Below are 22,112 nucleotides of genomic sequence, written 5' to 3'. Positions count from 1 at the left end.
GCCCGGCGTAGGGACGCGACGCCCTCGCGCCGGCTTTGAACGGAACTCCTGCAACAATTTATACCCAAATCAAGACCTTATACGCCCGAGTGTGGCAGATTTCGGTATAATCGCGGGCTCCCTAAATCGAATCTTCGATGGTTGGGTTGTTCACTGCTTTCACGTCTTAACGGGAGTGGGAATGTCCAATCTGAGCAATGCATTGCAACTGAATGCCATTCACAGTCAGTTGCCAGTCACGGCTTACTTTGACGAAGCGCTTCTTACGCGCGAAATCGAAACACTTTTCAAGCTTGGTCCACGCTACGTCGGGCACGAACTCATGGTTCCCGAAGCGGGAAACTATTTCGCGCTTCCTGGCGAGGGCGAAGGGCGCGTGCTCGTGCGCAATCAGCAGTCGAATATCGAATTGCTGTCGAACGTGTGCCGCCATCGCCAGGCAATCATGCTGAACGGTCGCGGCAGCGCGGACAACATCGTCTGCCCGCTGCATCGCTGGACGTACGATCTGAACGGCCAGTTGCTCGGCGCGCCGCATTTCGCCGACAAGCCCTGCTTGAATCTCGGCGCCACGCCGCTGCAAAACTGGCAAGGCCTTCTCTTCGAGGCCGCAGGTCGCAATGTCGCGGCCGATCTCGCGAAACTCGGCACGGCGCGTCATTTCGACTTTTCGGGCTATATGTTCGATCACGTCGAAGTGCACGAGTGCAACTACAACTGGAAGTCCTTCATCGAGGTTTATCTGGAGGACTATCACGTCGCGCCGTTCCATCCGGGACTCGGCAGCTTCGTGTCGTGCGACAACCTCGAGTGGGAATTCGGCGACTGGTACAGCGTCCAGACCGTCGGCGTGCACAAAAATCTGGAGAAGCCGGGCAGCCCGACGTATCGCAAGTGGCACGACGAAGTCCTGCGCTTCCGTAACGGTACGCCGCCCGAATTCGGCGCCATCTGGATGGTGTATTACCCCGGTCTCATGATCGAGTGGTATCCGCACGTGCTGGTGGTCTCGTGGCTGATCCCGCAGGGCACGCAGAAGACGACCAACATCGTCGAGTTCTACTATCCCGAGGAGATTGCGCTTTTCGAGCGCGAGTTCATCGAGGCGGAACGTGCGGCCTATATGGAAACCGCGCGTGAGGACGATGAAATTGCCGAACGCATGGACGCCGGCCGGCGCGCGCTCATGTCGCGTGGCGAGAATCAGGTCGGGCCGTATCAGAGTCCGATGGAATCCGGCATGCAGCATTTCCACGAGTTTCTGCGGCATCAGCTCGGGGCTATCTGAACGCCGTTCGGCTATCGCGCGGGAATCATGAAAAGGCGGGCTTTCGAGTCCGCCTTTTTGTTTAGACTGGCTGTATCCCACTTCACGCGCGCGGCGATTGACACGACCGGGCGCGGACGCTTGCAAGGGATCGGGGTCGCGCGCCGAAGCGCACACTCTGTCCGACACAGGAGCCGTCATGCCGCACACCCACTACACCACGCTCATCTCGGCGACGAATCTTGCCGAACGGCGCGCCGCCGCGCCCGGCAGCGTGCTCGTGTTCGATTGCCGATTCGACCTCGCCGCGCCTGAATCCGGCGCAGCGGCTTATGCCCAAGGTCATATTCCGGGCGCGCACTATCTTCATCTCGACCGCGACTTGTCCGGCGTCAAGACGGGGGCGAACGGACGCCATCCGTTGCCCGAACGCGGCGCGCTCGTCGAAAAACTCGCGAGCTTCGGGCTAAACGAAGGCCAGCAAGTCGTCGCCTACGACGCGCAAGGCGGCATGTACGCGTCACGTTTGTGGTGGCTGCTGCGTTGGCTCGGTCACGATTCCGTCGCGCTGATCGACGGCGGTTTGCCCGCGTGGGAGGCAGCAGGTCAGCCACTCGATACCGCCGCGCCGCAAAAGACAAACGGCACGTTCAAAGCCGCCGCGCCGCTTGCCGTCACCATCGATGCCCCGGCGATCGAACGCAGCATCGGCACGCGCGACCATCTGCTGATCGACGCGCGCGCCGCGGACCGGTATCGCGGCGAGAACGAGACGCTCGATCCCGTCGGCGGTCACATTCCCGGCGCGCTGAATCGCTTCTTCAAGGACAATTTGACGCCGGAGGGCCGCTTCAAGACCGCGCACGAATTACGCGATGCGTTCGGCTCGCTGATCGGCGCCACGCCCACCGACCGCATCGTGCTGCAATGCGGCTCGGGCGTGACGGCGTGTCATAACGCGCTCGCCATGGAGATTGCCGGTCTGCACGGCGCGGCGTTGTATCCGGGATCGTGGAGCGAATGGAGCGCGGATCCGGGCAGGCCCGTTGCGACCGGCGCGAAACCTTGAGGCTCGTAAAGCCCCGTCACTTGACGCGGTGCTCGCGGAACCACGCGAGCGCGCGCTTCCAGCCATCCTCCGCGTCTTCCTTGCGATAGCTCGGCCGATAATCCGCGAAGAACGCGTGCGGCGCGTCGTCATACACGACGATCTGCGACTCCCGCGCCTTCGGCTGGCCATTCGCCACGGCCTGCTTCATCTGTTCGAGCGTGTCCTGCGGAATGCTCTGATCCTGCCGGCCGTATAGCCCGAGCACAGGCACATTGAGCTCGGCCGCGTTGTCGATCGGGTTGCTCGGCGTGTTCGCCGTCTTGTTCCCCGTGACGCGCCCGTACCATGCAACCGCCGCCTTCACGTGCGGATTGTGCTCCGCATAAAGCCACGTAATGCGCCCGCCCCAGCAGAACCCGGTGATACCTAGCCGCTTCAGATCGCCGCCGTGCTCGCCCGCCCATTTGACGGTTTCGTCGATGTCCGAGATCACTTGCGAGTCAGGCACCTTCGAGACGAGCTGCTCGTTGAGAAGCTGCATGGACTTGTACGCCGAGGCATCGCCCTGACGCGTGTAGAGATCCGGCGCGATGGCAAGATAGCCTTGCTTGGCGAAGCGCCGGCAGACATCGGCGATATGCTCGTGCACCCCAAAAATCTCGTGGATCACGATGACGACCGGCAGATGCGTCTTGCCCTTCGGCTGCGCGCGATACGCCGGCACGAGCACGCCATCCGCGCCGCGCACGCCCACGGCGCCGGCTTCGAGACCGGCGTCATCGGTATGAATGGTTTGTGCCGACACGGGCAGCACGCACGCTGCGAAGCCTGTGCCGAAAGCTGCCTTGATGAAGTTGCGACGGTCGAACGGAACGTGGGGAATGAGGCTGTCGACTTCAGGGGTAAGCATGCAAAGCTCCCGCGGCAAGCGCCGGCAGGCGTCGATTCGCGCGGCCGGCGGCATGGATTCTGGAACCGCGCGAGCGTGTTCAAGGCTTCACGACGCGCGGCGCTGTACGACTCCCAAGCGAACGCGCCCGACATATCACAAGGCGCGCCGCTCATTCTAAACAGCTTTGCAGCGTCGATGCAGCTCAGTGCAGCTTGACGCGCGGCGCGGTGGACCGGCGCAGCCAGTGCGCGATGGTGTCGAGCACCATGCGCGCGTAGCCGTGGAGCGCGGCGATATGCAGCCGATACAGCGACATGTACATGAAGCGCGCGAAGAGGCCTTCGATCATCATGTTGCCGCCGATGAGCCCGCCCATCAGGCTGCCGACCGCGCTATAGCGACCGAGCGACACGAGCGAACCGAAATCGCGGTACGTATATTCCGGCAGCGATTTGCCGTTCATGCGGCGCTCGAAAGCCTTGAAGAGAAAGCTCGCCTGCTGATGCGCCGCCTGCGCGCGCGGCGGCACACCGCGCTCGTTGCCGGGCCACGGACACGCGGCGCAATCGCCCAGGGCGAATATGTTGTCGTCGGCTTCCGTTTGCAGCGTGCGGCGCACGATGAGCTGGCCGAGACGATTGGTCGGCAAGCCGTCGAGCTGCGAGAGAATGGCCGGCGCCTTGATGCCCGCCGCCCACACCGTGAGGTCTACGCGGATGGTCTTGCCGCTCGCCGTGCGAATGGAATCGCGCGAGACTTCCGCGACGGTTTCGCCCGTCATCAAGGACACGCCCAGCTTCGTCAATAGCTCGGCCGTCGCGGTCGATACCGTGTCGCGCAGCGCGGGCAGAATGCGCGGCCCCGCTTCGATCAGCACGATACCGATGTCGTGCTTCGGATCCAGCTTGTGCAAACCGTACGCGGAAAGCACGTGCGCCGTGTTGCGCAGTTCCGCCGACAATTCCACACCCGTCGCACCCGCGCCGACGATCGCCACCTGAATGCGCGGCGCGTTCAGCGAACCGAGCGGCACGGGCGGCCCTTCGGAATCGTCGATGCCCGCCGCCACCGGTTCCGGCGCAAAGTGCTCGGCGCGCATGCATGCCGCGATGAGCCGCTTGCGAAAGAGCTCGGCCTGGCCAACTGTATCGAGCGCGATGGAATGTTGCTGCGCGCCTTCGACGCCGAAGAAATGCGTCGTGCTGCCGATGGCAATGACGAGCGTGTCGTATTCCAGCTCGCGCTGCGGCAAGACCTCGCCCGCTTCGTCGTCGCGCAACGCGCTGATGGTAATGCGTTTTGTCGCGCGGTTCAGCGCGATCAACTCGCCCTGCTGAAACTCGAAGCCGTGCCACATGGCCTGCGCGGCGTATTCGAGTTCCTGCGTGAACGGGTCCATGCTGCCTGCGGCCACTTCATGCAGAAGCGGCTTCCAGATATGCGTGGGATTACGGTCCACGAGCGTGACTTGCGCACGCGGTGCCGTTTTACTGTCCGTCGTACCGAAACGGTCGCCGAGACGAGTCGCCAATTCGAGACCGCCGGCCCCTCCGCCGACGATGATGAATCGATGCATAAAGCTCTCCCGAATTTTTCTCCGCACGCGGAGTAATCAACTTACCGAGCCTCGGACCGCACGTACGTTCGACGACATGTCGGCCCGATGTCTCACCTTCCAAAAACCATTCTGCTTGAACGCGCGGCGCACTTGCAATGGCCGGCCTCGCATGTCCGGCATTCAGCGCGCTCTTTTTGCTCAGTGTGCTTCTTCCCAGTTATTGCCGACGCCCACCTCAGCCACGAGCGGCACGTTCAGCTTGGCGACGCCACACATCAATTCGGGTAAGCGCTTCCTGACTTCGGGCAGTTCCTCTTCGGGAACTTCGAGCACGAGCTCATCGTGTACCTGCATGATCATCTTCGCGTAGATATTCGTAGCCTCGATCCAGTCCTGCACCGCGATCATCGACAACTTGATGAGATCAGCGGCCGTTCCCTGCATGGGCGCGTTGATGGCCGCGCGTTCGGCCGCCTGACGACGCGGACCACTGCCGCCGTTGATCTCCGGCAGCCACAGACGCCGGCCGAACACGGTCTCCACGTAGCCGTTCATCTTCGCGGTCACGCGTGTGCGCTCCATGTAGTCGGCAACGCCCGGATAACGCGCGAAATAGCGGTCGATATAAAGCTTCGCCGCGTCGCGCGTGATGCCGAGATTCGACGCGAGCCCGAACGAACTCATGCCATAGATCAAGCCGAAATTGATCACCTTGGCGATACGACGCTGGTCGTTCGACACTTCGATCGGCGTCACGCCGAACACTTCCGACGCGGTCGCGCGGTGCACGTCCTCGCCTTCCTTGAACGCGCGCAACAACGATTCGTCACCCGAGATATGCGCCATGATGCGCAGCTCGATCTGCGAGTAATCCGCCGATACGATCTTGCAACCCGGCGGCGCGATGAACGCCTCGCGGATGCGCCGGCCTTCGCCCGTTCGCACCGGGATGTTCTGCAAGTTCGGCTCGTTCGACGACAAGCGCCCTGTCACCGCGACAGCCTGCGCATAGTTCGTATGCACGCGTCCCGTCGATGCATTCACCATGCGCGGGAGCTTGTCCGTATAAGTGGACTTGAGCTTCGACAGCCCGCGATGTTCGAGCAGCACCTTCGGCAGCGGATAATCCTCGGCGAGTTTTTGCAGCACTTCTTCGTCGGTGGAAGGGGCGCCGCTCGGCGTCTTCTTCACCACCGGCAATTCGAGTTTCTCGAAGAAGATCTGTCCGATCTGCTTGGGCGACCCGAGATTGAATTCGCCGCCCGCCAGTTCATAGGCTTCCGTTTGCAAGTCGATCAGCCGTTTGGCGATCTCGTTGCTCTGCGTGTCGAGCTTCGCGCGATCGATCAGCACGCCGTTGCGCTCCATCTTGCGCAACACGCGCGAAGTCGGCAATTCGATCTCGCGATATACCTTCAACAAGCCCTCTTCCTGCACGACTTGCGGGTAAAGCGCCTGATGCAGACGCAATGTGATGTCCGCATCTTCGGCGGCATACTCGGCCGCCTTGTCGAGCGCGACTTCGTCGAAACCGATTTGCGACGCGCCCTTGCCCGCGACGTCCTCGTATTTGATGGTCTTCACGCCCAAGTGCCGCAGCGCGAGGTTGTCCATGTCATGCGGCCGATGCGACTCCAGCACGTACGACTGCAACAACGTGTCATGCTCGACGCCGCGCATGACGATGCCGTAATTGGCGAGCACCTGCTCATCGTATTTCAGATGCTGGCCGACCTTCTTCTTCGATTCGTCTTCGAGCCACGGCTTGAGCTTCGCGAGCACTTCATCGCGCGGCAGTTGCACGGGTGCGTCCGGCCCGCGATGCGCGAGCGGAACATATGCGGCATGACCCGGTTCGACCGAGATGGACAAGCCGACGATTTGCGCGGTCATCGGATCGAGCGCGGTGGTTTCGGTATCGAACGAAGTGATCTCGGCGGCATCGATGCGTTCGAGCCACGCGCCGAACTGTTCCCACGTCTGTACCGTCTCGTAGTGGTGGACGATCTCCGTGACTTCGGCGGGCGGCGTGTCGGTCGGGCCTTCGACGGCGTCCGCGATTTCGACTTCGCGCAGCCAAGTCTTGAAGCCGTGACGCAGGAACACGTCGCGCAATTCGTCGCGCGACTCGGGACGGCTTTCGAGCGTTTCGTCGATCGACGCGATCTGCGACGCCAGGTCGCATTCCGTGTGTACGGTAACGAGCTTGCGAGCCATGGGCAGGAAGTCCAGAGCCTTGCGCAGATTGTCTCCTACCGCACCTTTGATCTCGCCCGCATGTTCTACGATGCCATCAAGGGAGTCGTATTGCGTGAGCCACTTGAGCGCAGTCTTGGGACCGCACTTTTCGACGCCCGGCACGTTATCGACCGTATCGCCGATGAGCGAAAGATAATCGACGATACGTTCCGGCGGCACGCCGAACTTGGCGATGACGCCGGCGCGATCGAGCGTTTCGTTGGTCATCGTATTGATGAGGGTGACATGATCCGTCACGAGTTGAGCCAGATCCTTGTCGCCCGTCGAGACGATCACTTTCATGCCGCGCTTTTCGGCCTGAACCGCGAGCGTGCCGATGACGTCGTCGGCTTCGACGCCTTCGATCATCACGAGCGGCCAGCCGAGCGCACGCACGGCGACGTGAATAGGCTCGATCTGCTTCGAAAGGTCTTCGGGCATGGAAGGCCGGTTGGCCTTGTAGTCGGCGTACCAGTCGTCGCGAAACGTCTTGCCTTTGGCGTCGAAGACGCACGCGCTATACTCTGCATTGGTTTCACGCCTAAGGCGTCGCAGCATGTTGATCATTCCATACAGTGCGCCGGTCGGCCCGCCGTCGGGGCCGCGCAGGTCAGGCATGGCATGGTAAGCCCGGTACAAGTAGCTAGAACCGTCGACCAATAGCAGGGTCTTACCTTCAAGACTTCGTTCTTCAGGCATTATGAACAAGAGAAAAGTGATTCCGAGTCTGCGATCGCTCGCAGATCAAGAGCGCGCGACGGCCAAAAAGGCTCGCGCATCGTGGCAGATGTTCACGATTATGGCAGAGTTTATCGAGGCTACCGAGTACCTCTCGGAGATCCGTCCTGCCATCAGCATCTACGGTTCCGCGCGTCTCAAACCCGAGTCGCCGTACTATCAGCGGACCATTGAAATCGCGCAAAAATTCTCCGATGCAGGCTTTGCCGTGATCTCCGGCGGCGGTCCCGGCATCATGGAAGCAGCCAATAAAGGCGCGCATGCGGGCAAGTCGCCGTCGGTGGGTCTCAACATCGAATTGCCGCACGAGCAGTCGGGCAATCAATGGCAGGACATCTCGCTGCGCTTCCGTCACTTCTTCACGCGCAAGGTCACGTTCGTCAAGAATTCGGATGCGGTCGTCGTGATGCCGGGCGGCTTCGGCACGCTTGACGAACTGGCCGAAGTGCTCACGCTCATTCAGACCAAGAAGTCGCGCCACGTGCCTATCGTGCTGGTGGGCGCCGAATTTTGGGCCGGCTTGCTCGACTGGTTCAAGAACACGCTGTTGACCAATGGCGTCATCGGCGAAAAAGATCTTGGACTCATGCAAGTGATCGACGACCCCGATCAAGTGCTCGATGCGGTGCTGCGCTTCTATGAAGATCGCGAAGGCGCGGCAGAGCAACCGGCGGAAGGTAAGTCGGATGAGGACCGGATGTTTTATTTGTGATTCGAAGGCTGTCGGGCGAGCGGAATCGCTATCTTCCCTCTCGCCCTTTCTCCCTCTCTCGCCTCATTCACGAGCAGCATCTCTCTGACACACGCCCATAAAGCGTAGTCTTCCGAATCGAATACTGGAGTTTGCCGGCTCCCGCATAGGCGTTCGCTGTCGAGCCGCTGCATGGCGCATCGCAATCTTCAGCCACGCACGAGCCGCCTTGAAGAAGACCGCCCCCTTCGCTTCTTCGCGTTTCGACGTCTCACTGAAACGCCACCTCCGCAAAGCTGCGCAACTTCCGGCTGTGCAACCGCGACAGGCCATTCATGCGCAGCAGTTCCATTGCCTTCACGCCGATCTGCAAATGCTGATCCACTTGCGCACGATAAAACTGATCGGCCATGCCCGGCAGCTTGAGTTCGCCATGCAGCGGCTTGTCCGACACGCATAGCAACGTCCCATAAGGCACGCGGAACCGGAAGCCGTTCGCGGCGATGGTCGCGCTTTCCATATCGAGCGCGATCGCGCGACTTTGCGACAGCCGCTGCACCGGCTCGCGATGATCGCGCAATTCCCAATTCCGGTTGTCCACACTCGCGACGGTGCCCGTGCGCATCACGCGCTTCAGTTCCACGCCTTCGAGTTGTGTCACCTGCGCAACGGCCTTCTCGAGCGCGACCTGCACTTCCGCCAGCGCGGGAATCGGCACCCACAGCGGCAGGTCGTCATCCAGTACGTGATCCTCGCGCACATAGCCGTGCGCCAGCACGTAATCGCCCAGACGCTGTGTGTTCCGCAAGCCCGCGCAATGCCCGAGCATGACCCACGCGTGCGGACGCAGCACCGCGATGTGATCCGTAATGGTCTTTGCGTTCGACGGCCCCACGCCGATGTTCACCATCGTGATGCCGCTGCCATCCGCGCGCTTCAGGTGATACGCGGGCATCTGCGGCAGACGCGCGATTGGCGCGCCTTCCTCCGGTTGCTCGCCGAGATTGGCGTTGTAGGTGACGACATCGCCCGGTTCGACGAACGACGAATACTCGCAGCGATACGCGCGCGTTTCCTCGTCATCCGCGCGCGACATCAGCGTGCGGCCGAGCTTCACGAACTCGTCGATATAGAACTGGTAGTTCGTATAAAGCACGTAGTTCTGAAAATGCGTGGGCGAAGTCGCCGTGTAGTGCCGCAGCCGATGCAGCGAAAAATCCACCCGCGCCGCCGTGAAGAGCGCGAGCGGATGAGGCTCGCCCGCGGCGGGCTCATACGTGCCGTTCACGATGCGGTCGTCGAGCAGCGCGAGGTCCGGGGTATCGAAGACATTGCGCATGGCGAGCAGGCGATCACGGTCGAGATCGCCTTCGAGATGGATGCCTTCGGCGAACGCGAAGTGAATAGGAATGGGTTGCGCCGACACGCCCACTTCAATGCCCACATGATGGTTCTTCGTCAAGAGCCGCAACTGTTCGCGATAATAATCGCCGAAGAGATCCGGACGCGTGAGCGTAGTTTCGAAGATGCCAGGCCCGGCGACGAAACCATACGAGCGCCGCGAGTCGATCTGCGTGTTGAGCTCGGTACGCACGCGCACGAACGGATAGCACGCGCGCACGCGATGCGTGAACTGCTCGTTGCGCCGATACCGCGCGAACGCGTCGCGCAGGAAAGCGGTGTTGGCTTCGTAGATGGCGGAGACCCGCGAGACGGCGGCTGCGGGGTCGTCGAATGATTCGGTTGGGAAGTCGTTTGCAGGCGTTCCCTGAGTGGTCTGAGTCCGGTCGTTTGTCATGATCTTGTATGCGTGTCTGATGCCCTCGTAGTCATCGACATTAACACGGAAGCATGCAAGAACCATGAAGCCCCCGCGCCGCGCAAGTGCGTGCGAACACGGCGCGCAACAGCTTTTTGAACGTTCCGGCCGAAATCCGCGAAGCAGCGCAAAATAAGGCGTTGCGCCGGCATGGGGTTCGCGTTTTGCTAGAATCCGGCCATCGCCTGGAGAACTGACATGAAGCCGCTCTATTTCGCCGCCGCCGCGGCCGTCCTTGCCGTCGCAAGTGTAGGCGCCACGGCGCAAACCCTCCAGGCCGAGCAGGCGGGCGCACAGCCACAAATGTCGCAGGAAGAAGCCGCTGGCCTGCCTGATCTGAAGGCCATCAACCGCCCGCCCGCGAACGCGAGTTCGAAGGTCGAAATTTCGCCGCCGCGCATGCCGAGCTTCCACGAACTCAGCACCAACGGCACCGAGATCACCGAGTATCGCGACAAGGGCAAGCCCGTCGAGATCAACGTGCATTCGAACTTCGGCACGCGCTATCAGATGAGTTCGCCTTACGACACCTCGCCGCAAGTCCGCGATAACGGCAAGGCAAGCACGCGCCTGCCATCGGTAAGCGTGCGCTACTGATCCACGGGTCGCTTGCGCCCGCTCGTCTGAGCGGGCATCTTCACGCAGTGCTCACGCGACTGCGCCGTTCACCGGCCCGCCACGGGCTTCTCAACCTGACCCAAGTTTCTGCATGGCCGTATTCACCCCCGTCTCTGACGCCGAACTCGGCGACTGGCTGCAACACTACGATCTCGGCGATGTCGTCGAATTGCGCGGCATCCAGTCGGGCATCGAGAACAGCAACTTTTTTCTCACGACCACGCGCGGCGAATACGTGCTCACGATCTTCGAGAATCTCACGGCGACGCAACTGCCGTTCTATCTCGATCTGATGCGCCATCTGGCGGCGCATCGCGTGCCGGTTCCCGATCCCATGCCGCGCAGCGACGGCTCGCTCTTCGGCATGCTGCACGGCAAGCCCGCTGCCATCGTCACGAAACTCGAAGGCGCGCCGGAACTCAAGCCGACGCCCGCGCATTGCATCGAAGTCGGTCAGATGCTCGCGCGCATGCATCTCGCCGGGCGCGATTTTCCGCGGCATCAGCCGAACTTGCGCAGCCTCGCGTGGTGGCAGGAGAACTTGCCGGCCATCGTTGACTTCCTGAGCGCGCCGCAGCGCGAACTGATCGAATCCGAGCTTGTGCATCAGGCCGCGTTTTTCACGTCGGCGGACTACGCCGCGCTGCCGGACGGACCGTGCCACTGCGATCTGTTTCGCGACAACGTGCTGTTCGCGCCGGGCCGCGATCACGCACGGCTCGGCGGGTTCTTCGACTTCTACTTCGCGGGCGTCGACAAGTGGCTCTTCGACGTCGCCGTGACCGTGAACGACTGGTGCGTCGATCTCGAAAGCGGCGCGCTCGACCCCGCGCGTATCGACGCAATGCTGCGCGCTTATCAAACCGTGCGCCCCTTCACGCCCGCCGAGGAACGCCACTGGAACGACATGCTGCGCGCCGGCGCCATGCGCTTCTGGGTCTCGCGCCTGTACGATTTTTACCGTCCGCGCGAAGCGCAGATGTTGAAACCGCACGATCCCGGCCATTTCGAACGCATTCTGCGCGAGCGCGTCAAAGCCGCTGCCAGCCTCAATCAGTAACCTTCCACTCTGCTCATGCGACTGATCGAAGTTCCCGCCAAGACCGGCTATGTATGGTTCCGCCAGGGCATCTGGCTGTTCCGCCGCAATCCGTTTGCGTTCCTCACCGTGTTCTTCGCTTATCTGTTCGTGATGACGCTGATTTCGCGCGTGCCGCTCATTGGACCGTTGCTGCCGTTGCTGTTCATTCCGGGCATCGCGGTGGGTTTCATGGCCGCCTGCCGCGACACCATCGCAGGCAAGCCCGTTTGGCCGACCGTTCTCGTCGATGGCTTCCGCTCCTACGGCACCGTGGTCGCGCGCCGTCTGCTCGCGCTCGGCGCGATCTACGTCGTGGCGATGGCGGTGATCTTCGCGGCATCGGCACTGGTCGACGGCGGCACGCTGCTCGGCCTGATGATGGGCGACGGCCCCGCCGGCGACCCCGAAACCGTGGCCGCGAGCTTCAGCCCGCTCGCCGTGCTGGTGGCGATGGCCTGCTACATTCCAGTGGCCATGCTGTTCTGGTTCGCGCCCATTCTCGTTGCATGGCACGACGTGACGCCCGCGAAGGCGCTGTTCTTCAGCCTCGTGTCGTGCTGGCGCAATCGCGGCGCCTTCGTGCTTTACGGCGTGTTGTGGATTGCCGTGGCGCTTGCCGTATCGTTCGGCCTGACCGCGCTGATGCAGGCGCTTGGCGTGAGTCAGGAGATGGCGTTGGCGGTGCTCATGCCCGCGTCGATTCTCGTCACGACCGCGCTCTACTGCTCGTTCTATGCGACCTATCGCGGCTGCTTCGGCGTGCAGTCGCCGGACACGCCGGATATGCCTAATGCATCGGATACACCGGGCATCTGATGCCCCGAATCCTCGCGCGCGAAGCGTTTTCCGTACACTAACGTCATTGGCCGATACGGCCTTTTGCGGCGCCTCGCCATGACCTCGCCCGACGACTTCCCGCTCGAACTCGATCAGCAAATCTGCTTCGCGCTCTATTCGACATCGCTCGCGATGACGAAAACCTACAAGCCGATGCTCGACAAACTCGGCCTCACCTATCCGCAGTATCTGGCGATGCTGGTGCTGTGGGAAAGCGACAATCTCACCGTGAAGGAAATCGCCGCGCGCTTGTCGCTCGATTCAGCCACGCTCACGCCGCTGCTCAAGCGCCTGGAGGCGCAGGGGTACGTCGAGCGCATACGCGGCGTCGAGGATGAACGGCAGGTGCATGTGCGCTTGACGGCGCAAGGCCGGTCGCTGCGGCAATCCGCGCGTGCCATTCCGCCTGAGATTTTTTGCGCGGCTGGTTCCGATGTCGACGAATTAGTGCGCCTGCGCAGCGATCTGGTCAGGCTGCGGGCATCGCTCAACGAGTATCTAGAACGCTGATAGCCATTCCCTAATCGCATCTTGACCAAAATTTAATTTGCACGCTAATGATTATCGCGATATATTTCTATCCGTGGTCGACGCAATGATGACCCGACAGTCAAGTCCAACCCTTCCGCGCCGAACAAGGCGACGAATTCAAGGAGAAAAGCGATGAGCATCCTGTACAAGGCAACCGCGACGAGCACCGGTGGACGCGACGGACGCGCGGTGTCTTCCGACGAACAACTGAACGTGAAGTTGAGCGCACCGAAGGCCTTGGGCGGCACGGGCGCGGAAGGAACGAATCCGGAACAATTGTTCGCGGCGGGCTACTCGGCGTGCTTTCTTTCCGCGATGAAATTTGTCGCCGGCCAGCAAAAGGGCACGGTTCCGGCGGATACGACCGTCACCGCCGACGTGGGCGTCGGCCCGAACGATGCGGGCGGCTTTGCGCTGGATATCGAATTGCGCATCGCGCTGCCGGGACTTGACCGAGCGGAAGCACAAGCGCTCGTCGATGCGGCTCACAAGGTTTGCCCGTATTCGAACGCGACGCGCAATAACGTCGATGTGCGCGTGAAGCTCGTCTGAGCGAATCGGACAAAAAGAAAATGCCGGCTCGCGAAACCGGCATTTTCTTGGGCGTTGCAAATGAAAAAAGCCGCTGGACAATTCCTGCGGCTTTTTTATTAACGCTCTGAAAGCATACTGCTTAGTTCGCCATCCACGTCGGATGACGCGTGCCAGCACGCTGATCCAGGCGCTTCATGCGATATTCGAGATCGTAAATGTCGGTGGCTTCGGCCAAATAAGCGTCGTCGCGTTCGCGATCACGTTGGTCGGCGGACTTCGTCAGAAACAGGAAAATGCGGCTGAGCAGGAACATGGTGGGCCTCGCTTGGATACTGGGGTAACTACCTATGGATGTAACTATAGGGTAATCCCTGATCCGACGCAAGTCTTATCGGCTAGATTCCTGATACTAAAGACTAATTTGCAACACTTGAAATTGTCGCGCGGACTGCTCTAAGCAACGAAAGCCGCGCGCGCGGACGCGCTGGAACGGCGTTGATGTTTGAAGAACTCCCACATCACGGCTGACGAGTCCGGACCCTTGGCTGAATGGAAAGCCACGGTATCGTCGCCGCCCGCCCACGCGTGGCCCAATCCGCGAACGACCACGCTCTTGACGACGCGTCGGCCATTCTTGAAGTAGTCGCGCACGACGCCGTCCGCTTGCTTCTCTTCACGCAATTCGCCTGCGCGCGGAGCACCGGCGGCATCGACGAAACCGTTGAGACGCAAAAATTGTTGCGTCAATTGTTCGGCGTTGGACGGCGACACGACTGAATCCAGCTCGCCGTGAACGATGATCGCCGGCATTCCGGGATATTCGCGCGTGTCGACGGCAGCATCGACGAGCGTGACGGGGTCGTTGCGACTGCCGCGACGCATGACATCCATCGCGCCGATTGCCGAACTTGCCTCGCCGAACACTACCCCAGAGTGCAAGCCGACAGCGGCGAACAGTTGCGGATATCGCACCGCTAACAAGGCGGACATGCCAGCACCCGCCGACATGCCGGCGAGATAGACGCGCTCGGCGTCGAAACCATGCTCGGCGACGACCGCCTTGACCAGCGATACGATCGACGCCGCCTCGCCGCCGCCTCCATTGCCGGACGCGTCGTACCAGCGCCAGCATCGATGCGCATGATCATGCTTAGACTGTTCGGGATACAGCACGGCGAAACCAAATTTGTCGGCGAGAAGATTGAGGCGCGTTCCTTGCGCAAAATCATCGGCATTCTGCTGACAGCCATGCAACATGACGACGAGCGGCGCGCGTTCGAGTTCGGCTTGCGGCGGCGTGTACAGCGCGTACGAAACATGGTTGACGAAGCGTCCGCCCGTCGGCGGCGCGGAATGATAGGAACGCATCCACTTTCCCAAAGCCCAAGCGGACGCGCGCGGACGAACTCGCGACTCCCGCGCCGTCGGCTGCGCACCAACGCCTGAGCCACTGCGCACAGTGGCTGCCTTGGTAGCAGCGCCCGACTTGAGCTTTGTCTTGACGCTTTTCGGTCGGGCTGGCTTTGTTGAGGGACGCGACTTCGGCACACGCAAGGGTTCGACTTGACTGGCGACCAGGCGTCTCAAGCCGCGCAACCAGAGCTTGGTAAGGCTTTTCGACATTTGGCTGGGTCCTCTACAAATAGGCGAATCAGAAGGCACTCTGTTTTGATGATGACAAGACGTGCCCAGTTGTGCATCGCACAATAACATCAAAAAGATGGTTTCGAGCGACTCGAAAACTCATATATCGGGACGAATTGCAAGGCAATCAAGGCGAAAGAGAATTTTTAACCGAAGTTACACGACGTAACTGACATCATCTTTTCGGCCGAGTCGCATAATTAGGGATTGTCCCAGCAGGTATACTCCAAGGTCTTCTCCACGCAGTCGTGACAGCCGGTGCGAGAAGCACGCTCCATGTCGCACTGCAGCAACCTCTATTCCCAAGCTCTGCAATGAACCTTGTTCCATCAGCCTCAACCTGGTTTTTCGTTACCGCTTTTGGCAGCGTCGGCGTCATGGCGCCGTTGGCGGTCGTGGTTGCGGCGTGGCTCGCCGTCGGCTACCGATGGAAATACGCGTGCGCGTGGCTCGGGTTGCTCGGTGTTGCCAGCGGACTCGTGGCGTTGAGCAAGATCGCGTTTATCGGTTGGGGAATCGGCGTGCGCGATCTGGATTTCACCGGCATCAGCGGTCATGCGTTGATGTCGACGGCTGTACTGCCGGTTGCGCTATTCGTCGCCGCGTTGTCGATGCGCGCGTCGTTGCGCGTCACAGCGATCGTGCTGGGACTTGTTATCGGTGTAATGGTGGGCGTGTCGCGTGTCGTGCTGAACGCGCATTCGATCTCGGAAGTGGTCGCGGGAGGTTTGCTTGGCGCAGTGGTGGCCGTTGCTTTCGCGTGCATCGCGTGGCGGGCGCAAGCGGCGAAAACGCTATCACCGGGACCGGTCGCGGCGAGCCTGGCTGCGGTCGTGATCGCGTTGCATGGCGTGCCGGTGCCTACTCAGCAGTGGATCACGCAGATCGCGCTGGAACTGTCCGGCCACGAGCGGCCGTATATCCGGGCGCGCTGGAAAGTGCAAAACTATCGAATTCCAGCGCGTCGGACCGAGGCGCTGGCGGTGCCGTTCGCGGTTGCTTGAGCGGCCGCCTGAGCAGCCGCAGTCTCTGCAAGCCTCAGTCGTTCACACCAATGATCACGCTGGAAGCCTTGATCACTGCAACAGCTTTCTGACCTTCTGCGAGGCCAAGTGTATCGGCGCTGCGGTTCGTGATGATCGCGGTCACCGTGGTTGCGTCGTCCAGCGTCAATGTCACTTCGGCGTTCACGGCGCCCTTCGTCACACTCGCCACCGTGCCACGCAACTGATTGCGTGCCGAAATCTTCGCGGGCGCGTCTTCCATCAGCATGACCCACGACGCCTTGATGAGCGCGAACGCTTCGCTGCCTTCCTTGAGACCGAGCGATTCGGTGCTTTCGTGCGTAACCACGGCAACGATCGTCTGTCCACCCGGCAAGCCCAGTTCGATTTCGTCGTTCACCGCACCGCGCGTGACTTTGGTGACTTTCCCCGCCAGTTGATTGCGTGCACTCGTTTTCATTCCTAGTCTCCCTATGAGTTGCCAGTCGCGGGCGAAGCCTTCTATAGCCATGCCCGCTTGTTGAAGAAACTTGCGATGTTCGCGTTCGACCGCTTGGTAGGTCTCGATGAGACGCCGCGCCGCCGATGTCAATGTGGTTCCGCCTCCGCCCCGCCCACCGCTCGCGGTAATCACGAGTGGCTCGCCAGCGAGATTGTTCATGGTGTCGACCGCATCCCAGGCCGCCTTGTAGCTCATGCCGACGGCCTTTGCCGCCGCCGTGATCGATCCGTTATCGCGAATCGCCGCGAGCAGCGCAATACGCGCCGCGCCGCCAAGAGTCGCGTCGCCGCTTTGCAGCCAGACAGCGCCACCAACTGCCAATGAATCGGCCGTGGCGGAGGGTGCTGTTTCGTTCATCGATTGCCTCCCGCATCGCGTTGCGCATTATATCGGCGCGCATACACGGCCACGAACGATAGGTCAGAAAGCCGTTTCAATTCATACGAATGCCAATCATTCTCGCAGTCACGAAATCGACACACGGCGAGTGAAACATGGCGCATTGCGCTTTCACCGATTCGCGCAAGCCCCGCTCAAGCCAAGGACGCGACATGAACGACTTTGCTCTTTCTACTGGCCGTCAGGGCCGCACCACCGGGCAACGGCTCGCCCTGCTGCTCTTTCTGATCGCCATCGCGGCAGGCGCCGTTTATTGCGTCACGCATCTTTTCGAAGACCTCTCGCCCGTGCGCGAATCGTCAGCGTTTCCGTACATCTTGCTTGGCATTGCGCTTTTGATCGCGCTCGGCTTTGAGTTCGTCAATGGCTTTCACGATACCGCGAACGCCGTCGCCACCGTCATCTACACGCACTCGCTGACGCCGAATCTGGCTGTCGTCTGGTCCGGCGCGTGGAACTTCGTCGGCGTGCTGGTCTCGAGCGGCGCGGTGGCCTTCGGTATCCTGCAACTGCTGCCGGTGGAATTGATCATCGGCGTGGGGAGCTCGCAGGGCTTCGCGATGGTCTTTGCGCTCCTGATCGCGGCGATCATCTGGAACCTCGGCACGTGGGCGCTCGGCTTGCCGTCTTCCAGTTCGCATACGCTGATCGGCTCCGTGATCGGCGTCGGGCTGATGAACCAGATGCTGCACGGCGCGAACGGAACGTCGGGCGTCGATTGGGCGCAAGCGACCTCGGTCGGCAAGTCGCTGCTGCTTTCGCCGCTGGTCGGCTTTATCGCCGCGGGCTTTTTGCTCTACGTGATGAAGCTGGTCGTGCGCGTGCCCGCGCTCTACAAGGAACCGGAAAAGAACACGCCGCCGCCCTTCTGGATTCGCTGCCTGCTGATTCTCACCTGCACGGGCGTTTCGTTCGCGCACGGCTCCAACGACGGCCAGAAAGGCATGGGCCTCATCATGCTGATTCTGATCGGCACGGTGCCGACCGCCTACGCGCTCAACAAGGCCGTCACGGCCGAGGAAACGCAGACCTTCCTCTCGGTTAGCCACAACGCATCCGAAGTGCTGCAGCGTTACGCCGATGGCAAGCCTGCCGCCACGGATTCACGCGGCGCCGTCGAGCATTACGTGCAGACGAAGACGCTTGCGCCGGACACGGTTCCGTCGCTGAAAAATCTGATCGATTCCATCGATGCGAAAGTGCGTCCAAGCGAAACCATCGCCAATTTGCCGCAGGGAACGGTGCGCAACGTGCGTAACGACATGTACGTGGCATCGGAAGCGCTGCGTCTGATGGAAAAGCAAAAAGCGCCGGCCTTCACGAATGACGATTCCGCCGTGCTCACCAACTACAAGGCGCAGATCGATCACGCCACCAAGTTCATCCCGACCTGGGTGAAGGTTGCGGTGGCCGTCGCGCTCGGGCTTGGCACGATGGTCGGCTGGAAGCGCATCGTGGTGACGGTGGGCGAGCGTATCGGCAAGACGCATCTGACATATGGACAAGGCGCTTCGGCGGAACTGGTCGCGATGCTGACCATCGGCGCCGCCGACGTTTACGGCTTGCCGGTGAGCACGACACACGTGCTGTCGTCGGGCGTCGCGGGCACGATGGCCGCGAACGGCTCCGGTCTTCAATGGCGCACCGTGCGTAGTCTCGCGCTGGCTTGGGTGCTGACCTTGCCGGTGTCGATCATCCTCGCGGGCGGACTTTTCTGGGCCTTTCGCGGTATCTTCTAAGCGTTTGTTTTCGCATCCGTTTCGCATCCCTTCCGCATCCCACGCAATTGCACGGCGCAGAGTCCGATCCGCGCCGTGCAAGTTTTGCCCACCCCCATCTGCATCGACTCCCTTTTCGACAATCCGCTTTAACCGCGCAACCGTTCGATTGCGCGTCTAGCCTTTATCCATAAGCCTGAGCCGCTGCGGCACAGCTATTGCTAAACACCACTCGTCGATCGCAACCCGACCGGCTGGCGGCCGAAAGCCGCCACTCGACGTGTCGCTGCGTGGGAGACCATGGCGGGGCCGGTTCAAGGCGATCTTTCGATAAGGAGAAGACAAAATGACGATCGGAACCATACTGCTGATTATCCTGATCTTGCTGCTGGTGGGCGCAATCCCGTCGTGGCCGCACAGCCGTAGCTGGGGTTACGGGCCGAGCGGTATCTTGGGCATCGTGCTGATCGTGGTCATCGTGCTGTTGCTCATGGGTCGCATATAACCGCCTGAACGGTTTGCAAACAACGTTCGAGACAGACCGCAAAACAAAAGGGGCGCTCAACCAATGTTGAGCGCCCCTTTGCTTTTGTAGCGAATCGATTTAAACCCGCGACTTAAACCCGCGTTTCAAACCCGCATGACCTGTCCGTTTGGTTCGATCTTGCGCGGAATCACGGGTTCTGCCGGCTTGCGCGATGACGATGACGCCGACGGCCTGCTTGGAACAGCCGCAGCACCCGCCGATTCGACCGTGCCTTTATCCGCCACCTGCTTGACGGCCGTGGCGCCTTTGCGTTTCTTCTTCGCCGTGCTCTGCGCGGTGTTCTGCGTCGGCACACGCGCCTTGTTCTTGGATTTCGTGGTCTGGACCTCAGGTGGATTCCAGACTTCCGTGTAACGCTCGGCAGCAATAGCCGTAGATGAACCGAGCAAGACAGCGATGGTAAGCAATGCGAGCTTCAAGAGGTCCGCTCCGTGAATTAGTGATCCGCTCTGCGCGAGAGGATGGCGTCGAGCGACCGCTCGGAAGTGTCCAGTTCCAGCAGCGCGGCGTCCAGTCGGTCGAGCGCGCGGGCGGCGAACTGGCCGTCTTGTTGGTCGTCCGGTTCGACGCGCGTGGCGTCGAAAGCCGCGTTGACGGCGCGTGTCGCGCGCATGAAACGTTCGAGCGCAGCGGCTTCGAGCGACTCGTTGCGTGGGTTCATCGGCAAACTCCTTGTTGCGGACAAGCTGTACGAATATACAGTAACCCGGCGGGATGCAAAACACTCCGCACACGGCGTGGCAAAAATGCCAAACATCGCTTGACCGGCGCGCGGCTGCCGTTTCTCACGTTTGAAGGCGGCATTTCGCCGCGTGCATGTCGACAAGCATTCGCGTTAAGCCGCGCTTAATTTTCGACGCACAAACTCCAATCGCGCCCGAACCAGCGCCGCCTTCAACCGTTAGGCGACGAGCCGATCAGATGAGGAATGTGCCATGCCCGCCAATACCGCCGCGCGTCAGTCATTTGCCAACATTGCATCGACGATGCGCAAGCAGTCCGCGCTCAAGCTTCAGGAATGCCGCCTGTCGGAGCCGGTCGAACCGCCGTGGGGAACGGCGTATCGGACGATCGAATGGTCGCTGAAAAGCGATCCGCGCGTGCAGCGACGGGTGGTTCCGGCCGACTGCACCGCCTCCGAATTGGCTGAAACACTACGGTCGCACGTGCCCGGCCGGTGCTACGGTCCATCGGACGAAGACTAAAAACGCCTTGTACTAATCCAGAAATGGACTATTATGAGTCTCAAGTTCCTTTAGAGACTCAAAGATTATGCCATCTGCTGCACGCATCGCCTCGCCGGAGAGTGGGCTTCCGCCGCCGCGTCTGGCTCCCGGCTTGGGCGAGCTATCCGCTGCCGGTCTGCGCGCTTTTTTGAACATCGCGCGGGACTGGTCGCTATCCATCGAAGAGCAGATCGTTTTGCTCGGCTCGCCGGGCCGCTCGACCTTCTTCAAATGGAAGAATGCGCCCGACTCGGCGCGGCTCACGCGCGACACACTCGAACGCCTTTCGCTGATTCTCGGCATCTACAAGGCGCTGCAGATTCTGCTTCCTGAGCCGGCCGCCGCCGATACCTGGATCAAACGCCCCAATACCGCGCCGCCGTTCGGCGGCAGACCTGCGCTTGCTCGCATGCTGGCGGGCAATATCAGCGACCTTCTGGCGGTTCGGCAATATCTGGATGCAATGCGAGGCGGATGGGCGTGATCGAAAACAAGGATGTGATTCAAGCCGCGGACTGGCGCACACGCTGGCCGCACGGCCAACTAGACTGGTCGCCGGCGTATCGGGTAATACCCACGCGGTTTCCCGCCGTCAATCTGTTCGATCGCGTCGCGCGTCCGGAAGACTTCGAAGCGCTCTACGCGCTGGAAGCGATGACCAACGACCGCCTGCGTACCGAAGTCGGCGATCTCGATCTCGTTCCGCCCGACGAGCGCTGCTTCGGGCCGGGCTGCGGGCCGATCATGGCCGCGTTCACGCATCTGAACCCCAATGGCAGCCGTTTTTCCGACGGCAGCTACGGCGTGTTCTATTGCGGACGCGAACGGCAAACGGCTATCGCGGAGACGCGCTATCACTCGGGGCTATTTCTCGCAGCAACCAAGGAAGCGCCGCTTCGTCAGCAGATGCGCCTGTACACGGTGATCGCGCATGGCGAAGTAGTCGATCTGCGTGGGAATCGCATCGCGGAAGCGGGACTCGACGCGCGCATCCTCGATCCCGACGACTATGCGCCCGGCAAGGCGCTCGGACGCGCTATCCGGGCGGCGGGCGTGCCGGGCATTGCGTATCCGTCCGTGCGGGATACGCAGGGCGAATGTCTCGCCGCGCTGCACACCACGATGCTGCGCGACTGTCATCACGCGGCGTACCTGGAATACAACTGGAACGGCGAGACAGTCGACTATGTGTTCGAGTTGAATCAAGTGGGCTAGCG

Annotated in this window: 23 protein-coding genes; 14 read left to right on the top strand and 9 right to left on the bottom strand. The window is 61.3% G+C overall.

From position 1 onward, the window contains the following. Positions 1-181 precede the first annotated feature (181 nt). Both NCR40_RS15040 and NCR40_RS15035 read left to right on the top strand, forming a co-directional pair. A complete protein-coding gene (locus NCR40_RS15040; protein WP_244829179.1) occupies positions 182-1,288 on the top strand; it encodes an aromatic ring-hydroxylating oxygenase subunit alpha in 1,107 nt (368 codons plus the stop codon). Positions 1,289-1,466: 178 nt separating this feature from the next. Beyond that, positions 1,467-2,336 carry a sulfurtransferase gene (locus NCR40_RS15035; protein ID WP_250509842.1) on the top strand — a complete coding sequence of 290 codons (870 nt, stop codon included), beginning with the start codon at positions 1,467-1,469 and terminating at the stop codon, positions 2,334-2,336. A 16-nt stretch (positions 2,337-2,352) separates the two neighbouring features. Here NCR40_RS15035 and NCR40_RS15030 read toward each other — a convergent pair whose 3' ends face one another. The 3 genes from NCR40_RS15030 to polA form a co-directional block, all read right to left on the bottom strand. After that, positions 2,353-3,228, bottom strand: a complete 876-nt coding sequence (locus NCR40_RS15030; RefSeq protein WP_250509841.1) for a dienelactone hydrolase family protein — start codon at positions 3,226-3,228, stop codon at positions 2,353-2,355. A gap of 184 nt (positions 3,229-3,412) precedes the next feature. Beyond that, the gene (locus tag NCR40_RS15025) at positions 3,413-4,786 is read right to left on the bottom strand and encodes an NAD(P)/FAD-dependent oxidoreductase (protein WP_250493133.1); all 1,374 of its coding nucleotides are present in this window, start codon (positions 4,784-4,786) and stop codon (positions 3,413-3,415) included. A 180-nt stretch (positions 4,787-4,966) separates the two neighbouring features. Continuing rightward, positions 4,967-7,705 (bottom strand): DNA polymerase I, encoded by a 2,739-nt coding sequence (gene polA / locus NCR40_RS15020; protein WP_250509840.1) that lies wholly within the window; start codon positions 7,703-7,705, stop codon positions 4,967-4,969. A 1-nt stretch (position 7,706) separates the two neighbouring features. Between polA and NCR40_RS15015 the strand changes: the two genes are divergently transcribed. Continuing rightward, positions 7,707-8,456, top strand: coding sequence for an LOG family protein (locus NCR40_RS15015; RefSeq protein ID WP_244829174.1), 750 nt, complete (start codon positions 7,707-7,709; stop codon positions 8,454-8,456). Between the two features lie 250 nt (positions 8,457-8,706). On the opposite strand, the gene NCR40_RS15010 is transcribed toward NCR40_RS15015, so the two are convergent. Further along, positions 8,707-10,233 carry an AMP nucleosidase gene (locus tag NCR40_RS15010; protein ID WP_250509839.1) on the bottom strand — a complete coding sequence of 509 codons (1,527 nt, stop codon included), beginning with the start codon at positions 10,231-10,233 and terminating at the stop codon, positions 8,707-8,709. A 219-nt stretch (positions 10,234-10,452) separates the two neighbouring features. Between NCR40_RS15010 and NCR40_RS15005 the strand changes: the two genes are divergently transcribed. From NCR40_RS15005 to NCR40_RS14985, 5 genes are all read left to right on the top strand, one after another. Next, positions 10,453-10,851, top strand: coding sequence for a hypothetical protein (locus tag NCR40_RS15005; protein WP_250466513.1), 399 nt, complete (start codon positions 10,453-10,455; stop codon positions 10,849-10,851). Positions 10,852-10,963: 112 nt separating this feature from the next. Continuing rightward, positions 10,964-11,932, top strand: coding sequence for a homoserine kinase (locus NCR40_RS15000; protein ID WP_250493131.1), 969 nt, complete (start codon positions 10,964-10,966; stop codon positions 11,930-11,932). A gap of 15 nt (positions 11,933-11,947) precedes the next feature. Next, entirely contained in the window at positions 11,948-12,769 is an 822-nt protein-coding gene (locus NCR40_RS14995; RefSeq protein ID WP_244829169.1) for a BPSS1780 family membrane protein, read from the top strand. 78 nt (positions 12,770-12,847) lie between these two features. Beyond that, a complete protein-coding gene (locus NCR40_RS14990) occupies positions 12,848-13,300 on the top strand; it encodes a MarR family winged helix-turn-helix transcriptional regulator (protein WP_250509838.1) in 453 nt (150 codons plus the stop codon). Positions 13,301-13,453: 153 nt separating this feature from the next. Further along, positions 13,454-13,873 carry an organic hydroperoxide resistance protein gene (locus tag NCR40_RS14985; protein ID WP_250509837.1) on the top strand — a complete coding sequence of 140 codons (420 nt, stop codon included), beginning with the start codon at positions 13,454-13,456 and terminating at the stop codon, positions 13,871-13,873. Between the two features lie 121 nt (positions 13,874-13,994). Here NCR40_RS14985 and NCR40_RS14980 read toward each other — a convergent pair whose 3' ends face one another. Continuing rightward, positions 13,995-14,168: a DUF3563 family protein gene (locus NCR40_RS14980; protein ID WP_244829166.1), complete on the bottom strand. Its 174-nt coding sequence runs from the start codon at positions 14,166-14,168 to the stop codon at positions 13,995-13,997. 140 nt (positions 14,169-14,308) lie between these two features. Beyond that, positions 14,309-15,478, bottom strand: a complete 1,170-nt coding sequence (locus NCR40_RS14975) for an extracellular catalytic domain type 1 short-chain-length polyhydroxyalkanoate depolymerase (protein WP_250509836.1) — start codon at positions 15,476-15,478, stop codon at positions 14,309-14,311. Between the two features lie 335 nt (positions 15,479-15,813). Here NCR40_RS14975 and NCR40_RS14970 point away from each other — a divergent pair, with 335 nt between their 5' ends. Then, entirely contained in the window at positions 15,814-16,503 is a 690-nt protein-coding gene (locus tag NCR40_RS14970) for a phosphatase PAP2 family protein (protein WP_244829164.1), read from the top strand. 34 nt (positions 16,504-16,537) lie between these two features. Here NCR40_RS14970 and NCR40_RS14965 read toward each other — a convergent pair whose 3' ends face one another. Next, positions 16,538-17,362, bottom strand: coding sequence for a TOBE domain-containing protein (locus NCR40_RS14965; RefSeq protein ID WP_250493128.1), 825 nt, complete (start codon positions 17,360-17,362; stop codon positions 16,538-16,540). A 194-nt stretch (positions 17,363-17,556) separates the two neighbouring features. On the opposite strand from NCR40_RS14965, the gene NCR40_RS14960 reads away from it, so the two are divergent. Together NCR40_RS14960 and NCR40_RS14955 are read left to right on the top strand one after the other, a co-directional pair. Continuing rightward, entirely contained in the window at positions 17,557-19,143 is a 1,587-nt protein-coding gene (locus NCR40_RS14960; RefSeq protein ID WP_244829162.1) for an inorganic phosphate transporter, read from the top strand. A 325-nt stretch (positions 19,144-19,468) separates the two neighbouring features. Then, the gene (locus tag NCR40_RS14955; protein ID WP_244829161.1) at positions 19,469-19,627 is read left to right on the top strand and encodes a DUF3309 family protein; all 159 of its coding nucleotides are present in this window, start codon (positions 19,469-19,471) and stop codon (positions 19,625-19,627) included. Positions 19,628-19,752: 125 nt separating this feature from the next. On the opposite strand, the gene NCR40_RS14950 is transcribed toward NCR40_RS14955, so the two are convergent. Together NCR40_RS14950 and NCR40_RS14945 are read right to left on the bottom strand one after the other, a co-directional pair. Further along, complete coding sequence (locus NCR40_RS14950; protein WP_250466505.1) at positions 19,753-20,088, bottom strand: hypothetical protein; 336 nt, start codon at positions 20,086-20,088, stop codon at positions 19,753-19,755. A gap of 17 nt (positions 20,089-20,105) precedes the next feature. Then, entirely contained in the window at positions 20,106-20,330 is a 225-nt protein-coding gene (locus NCR40_RS14945) for a hypothetical protein (protein WP_250466504.1), read from the bottom strand. 274 nt (positions 20,331-20,604) lie between these two features. Here NCR40_RS14945 and NCR40_RS14940 point away from each other — a divergent pair, with 274 nt between their 5' ends. The 3 genes from NCR40_RS14940 (at position 20,605) to NCR40_RS14930 (ending at position 22,110) form a co-directional block, all read left to right on the top strand. Then, positions 20,605-20,874 carry a DUF2866 domain-containing protein gene (locus NCR40_RS14940; protein WP_244829158.1) on the top strand — a complete coding sequence of 90 codons (270 nt, stop codon included), beginning with the start codon at positions 20,605-20,607 and terminating at the stop codon, positions 20,872-20,874. 67 nt (positions 20,875-20,941) lie between these two features. Next, positions 20,942-21,379 carry an MbcA/ParS/Xre antitoxin family protein gene (locus tag NCR40_RS14935; protein WP_250466503.1) on the top strand — a complete coding sequence of 146 codons (438 nt, stop codon included), beginning with the start codon at positions 20,942-20,944 and terminating at the stop codon, positions 21,377-21,379. Beyond that, positions 21,379-22,110 (top strand): RES family NAD+ phosphorylase, encoded by a 732-nt coding sequence (locus NCR40_RS14930; RefSeq protein WP_370652224.1) that lies wholly within the window; start codon positions 21,379-21,381, stop codon positions 22,108-22,110. Before NCR40_RS14935 ends, NCR40_RS14930 begins: the two co-directional genes overlap by 1 nt. Positions 22,111-22,112 lie beyond the last annotated feature (2 nt).

It is taken from the genome of Caballeronia sp. GACF4, assembly GCF_023631025.1.
Taxonomy (GTDB): domain Bacteria; phylum Pseudomonadota; class Gammaproteobacteria; order Burkholderiales; family Burkholderiaceae; genus Caballeronia.
The sequence above is the reverse complement of the archived record's forward strand: the minus strand, read 5'-3'. Positions and strand labels throughout refer to the sequence as shown.

What these genes read in the sequence shown, in the direction of transcription:
- NCR40_RS15040 (WP_244829179.1), top strand. Translation starts at nt 182, where the DNA reads ATGTCCAATCTGAGCAATGCATTGCAACTGAATGCCATTCACAGTCAG.
- NCR40_RS15035 (WP_250509842.1), top strand. Translation starts at nt 1,467, where the DNA reads ATGCCGCACACCCACTACACCACGCTCATCTCGGCGACGAATCTTGCC.
- NCR40_RS15030 (WP_250509841.1), bottom strand. Translation starts at nt 3,228, where the DNA reads ATGCTTACCCCTGAAGTCGACAGCCTCATTCCCCACGTTCCGTTCGAC.
- NCR40_RS15025 (WP_250493133.1), bottom strand. Translation starts at nt 4,786, where the DNA reads ATGCATCGATTCATCATCGTCGGCGGAGGGGCCGGCGGTCTCGAATTG.
- polA (WP_250509840.1), bottom strand. Translation starts at nt 7,705, where the DNA reads ATGCCTGAAGAACGAAGTCTTGAAGGTAAGACCCTGCTATTGGTCGAC.
- NCR40_RS15015 (WP_244829174.1), top strand. Translation starts at nt 7,707, where the DNA reads ATGAACAAGAGAAAAGTGATTCCGAGTCTGCGATCGCTCGCAGATCAA.
- NCR40_RS15010 (WP_250509839.1), bottom strand. Translation starts at nt 10,233, where the DNA reads ATGACAAACGACCGGACTCAGACCACTCAGGGAACGCCTGCAAACGAC.
- NCR40_RS15005 (WP_250466513.1), top strand. Translation starts at nt 10,453, where the DNA reads ATGAAGCCGCTCTATTTCGCCGCCGCCGCGGCCGTCCTTGCCGTCGCA.
- NCR40_RS15000 (WP_250493131.1), top strand. Translation starts at nt 10,964, where the DNA reads ATGGCCGTATTCACCCCCGTCTCTGACGCCGAACTCGGCGACTGGCTG.
- NCR40_RS14995 (WP_244829169.1), top strand. Translation starts at nt 11,948, where the DNA reads ATGCGACTGATCGAAGTTCCCGCCAAGACCGGCTATGTATGGTTCCGC.
- NCR40_RS14990 (WP_250509838.1), top strand. Translation starts at nt 12,848, where the DNA reads ATGACCTCGCCCGACGACTTCCCGCTCGAACTCGATCAGCAAATCTGC.
- NCR40_RS14985 (WP_250509837.1), top strand. Translation starts at nt 13,454, where the DNA reads ATGAGCATCCTGTACAAGGCAACCGCGACGAGCACCGGTGGACGCGAC.
- NCR40_RS14980 (WP_244829166.1), bottom strand. Translation starts at nt 14,168, where the DNA reads ATGTTCCTGCTCAGCCGCATTTTCCTGTTTCTGACGAAGTCCGCCGAC.
- NCR40_RS14975 (WP_250509836.1), bottom strand. Translation starts at nt 15,478, where the DNA reads ATGTCGAAAAGCCTTACCAAGCTCTGGTTGCGCGGCTTGAGACGCCTG.
- NCR40_RS14970 (WP_244829164.1), top strand. Translation starts at nt 15,814, where the DNA reads ATGAACCTTGTTCCATCAGCCTCAACCTGGTTTTTCGTTACCGCTTTT.
- NCR40_RS14965 (WP_250493128.1), bottom strand. Translation starts at nt 17,362, where the DNA reads ATGAACGAAACAGCACCCTCCGCCACGGCCGATTCATTGGCAGTTGGT.
- NCR40_RS14960 (WP_244829162.1), top strand. Translation starts at nt 17,557, where the DNA reads ATGAACGACTTTGCTCTTTCTACTGGCCGTCAGGGCCGCACCACCGGG.
- NCR40_RS14955 (WP_244829161.1), top strand. Translation starts at nt 19,469, where the DNA reads ATGACGATCGGAACCATACTGCTGATTATCCTGATCTTGCTGCTGGTG.
- NCR40_RS14945 (WP_250466504.1), bottom strand. Translation starts at nt 20,330, where the DNA reads ATGAACCCACGCAACGAGTCGCTCGAAGCCGCTGCGCTCGAACGTTTC.
- NCR40_RS14940 (WP_244829158.1), top strand. Translation starts at nt 20,605, where the DNA reads ATGCCCGCCAATACCGCCGCGCGTCAGTCATTTGCCAACATTGCATCG.
- NCR40_RS14935 (WP_250466503.1), top strand. Translation starts at nt 20,942, where the DNA reads ATGCCATCTGCTGCACGCATCGCCTCGCCGGAGAGTGGGCTTCCGCCG.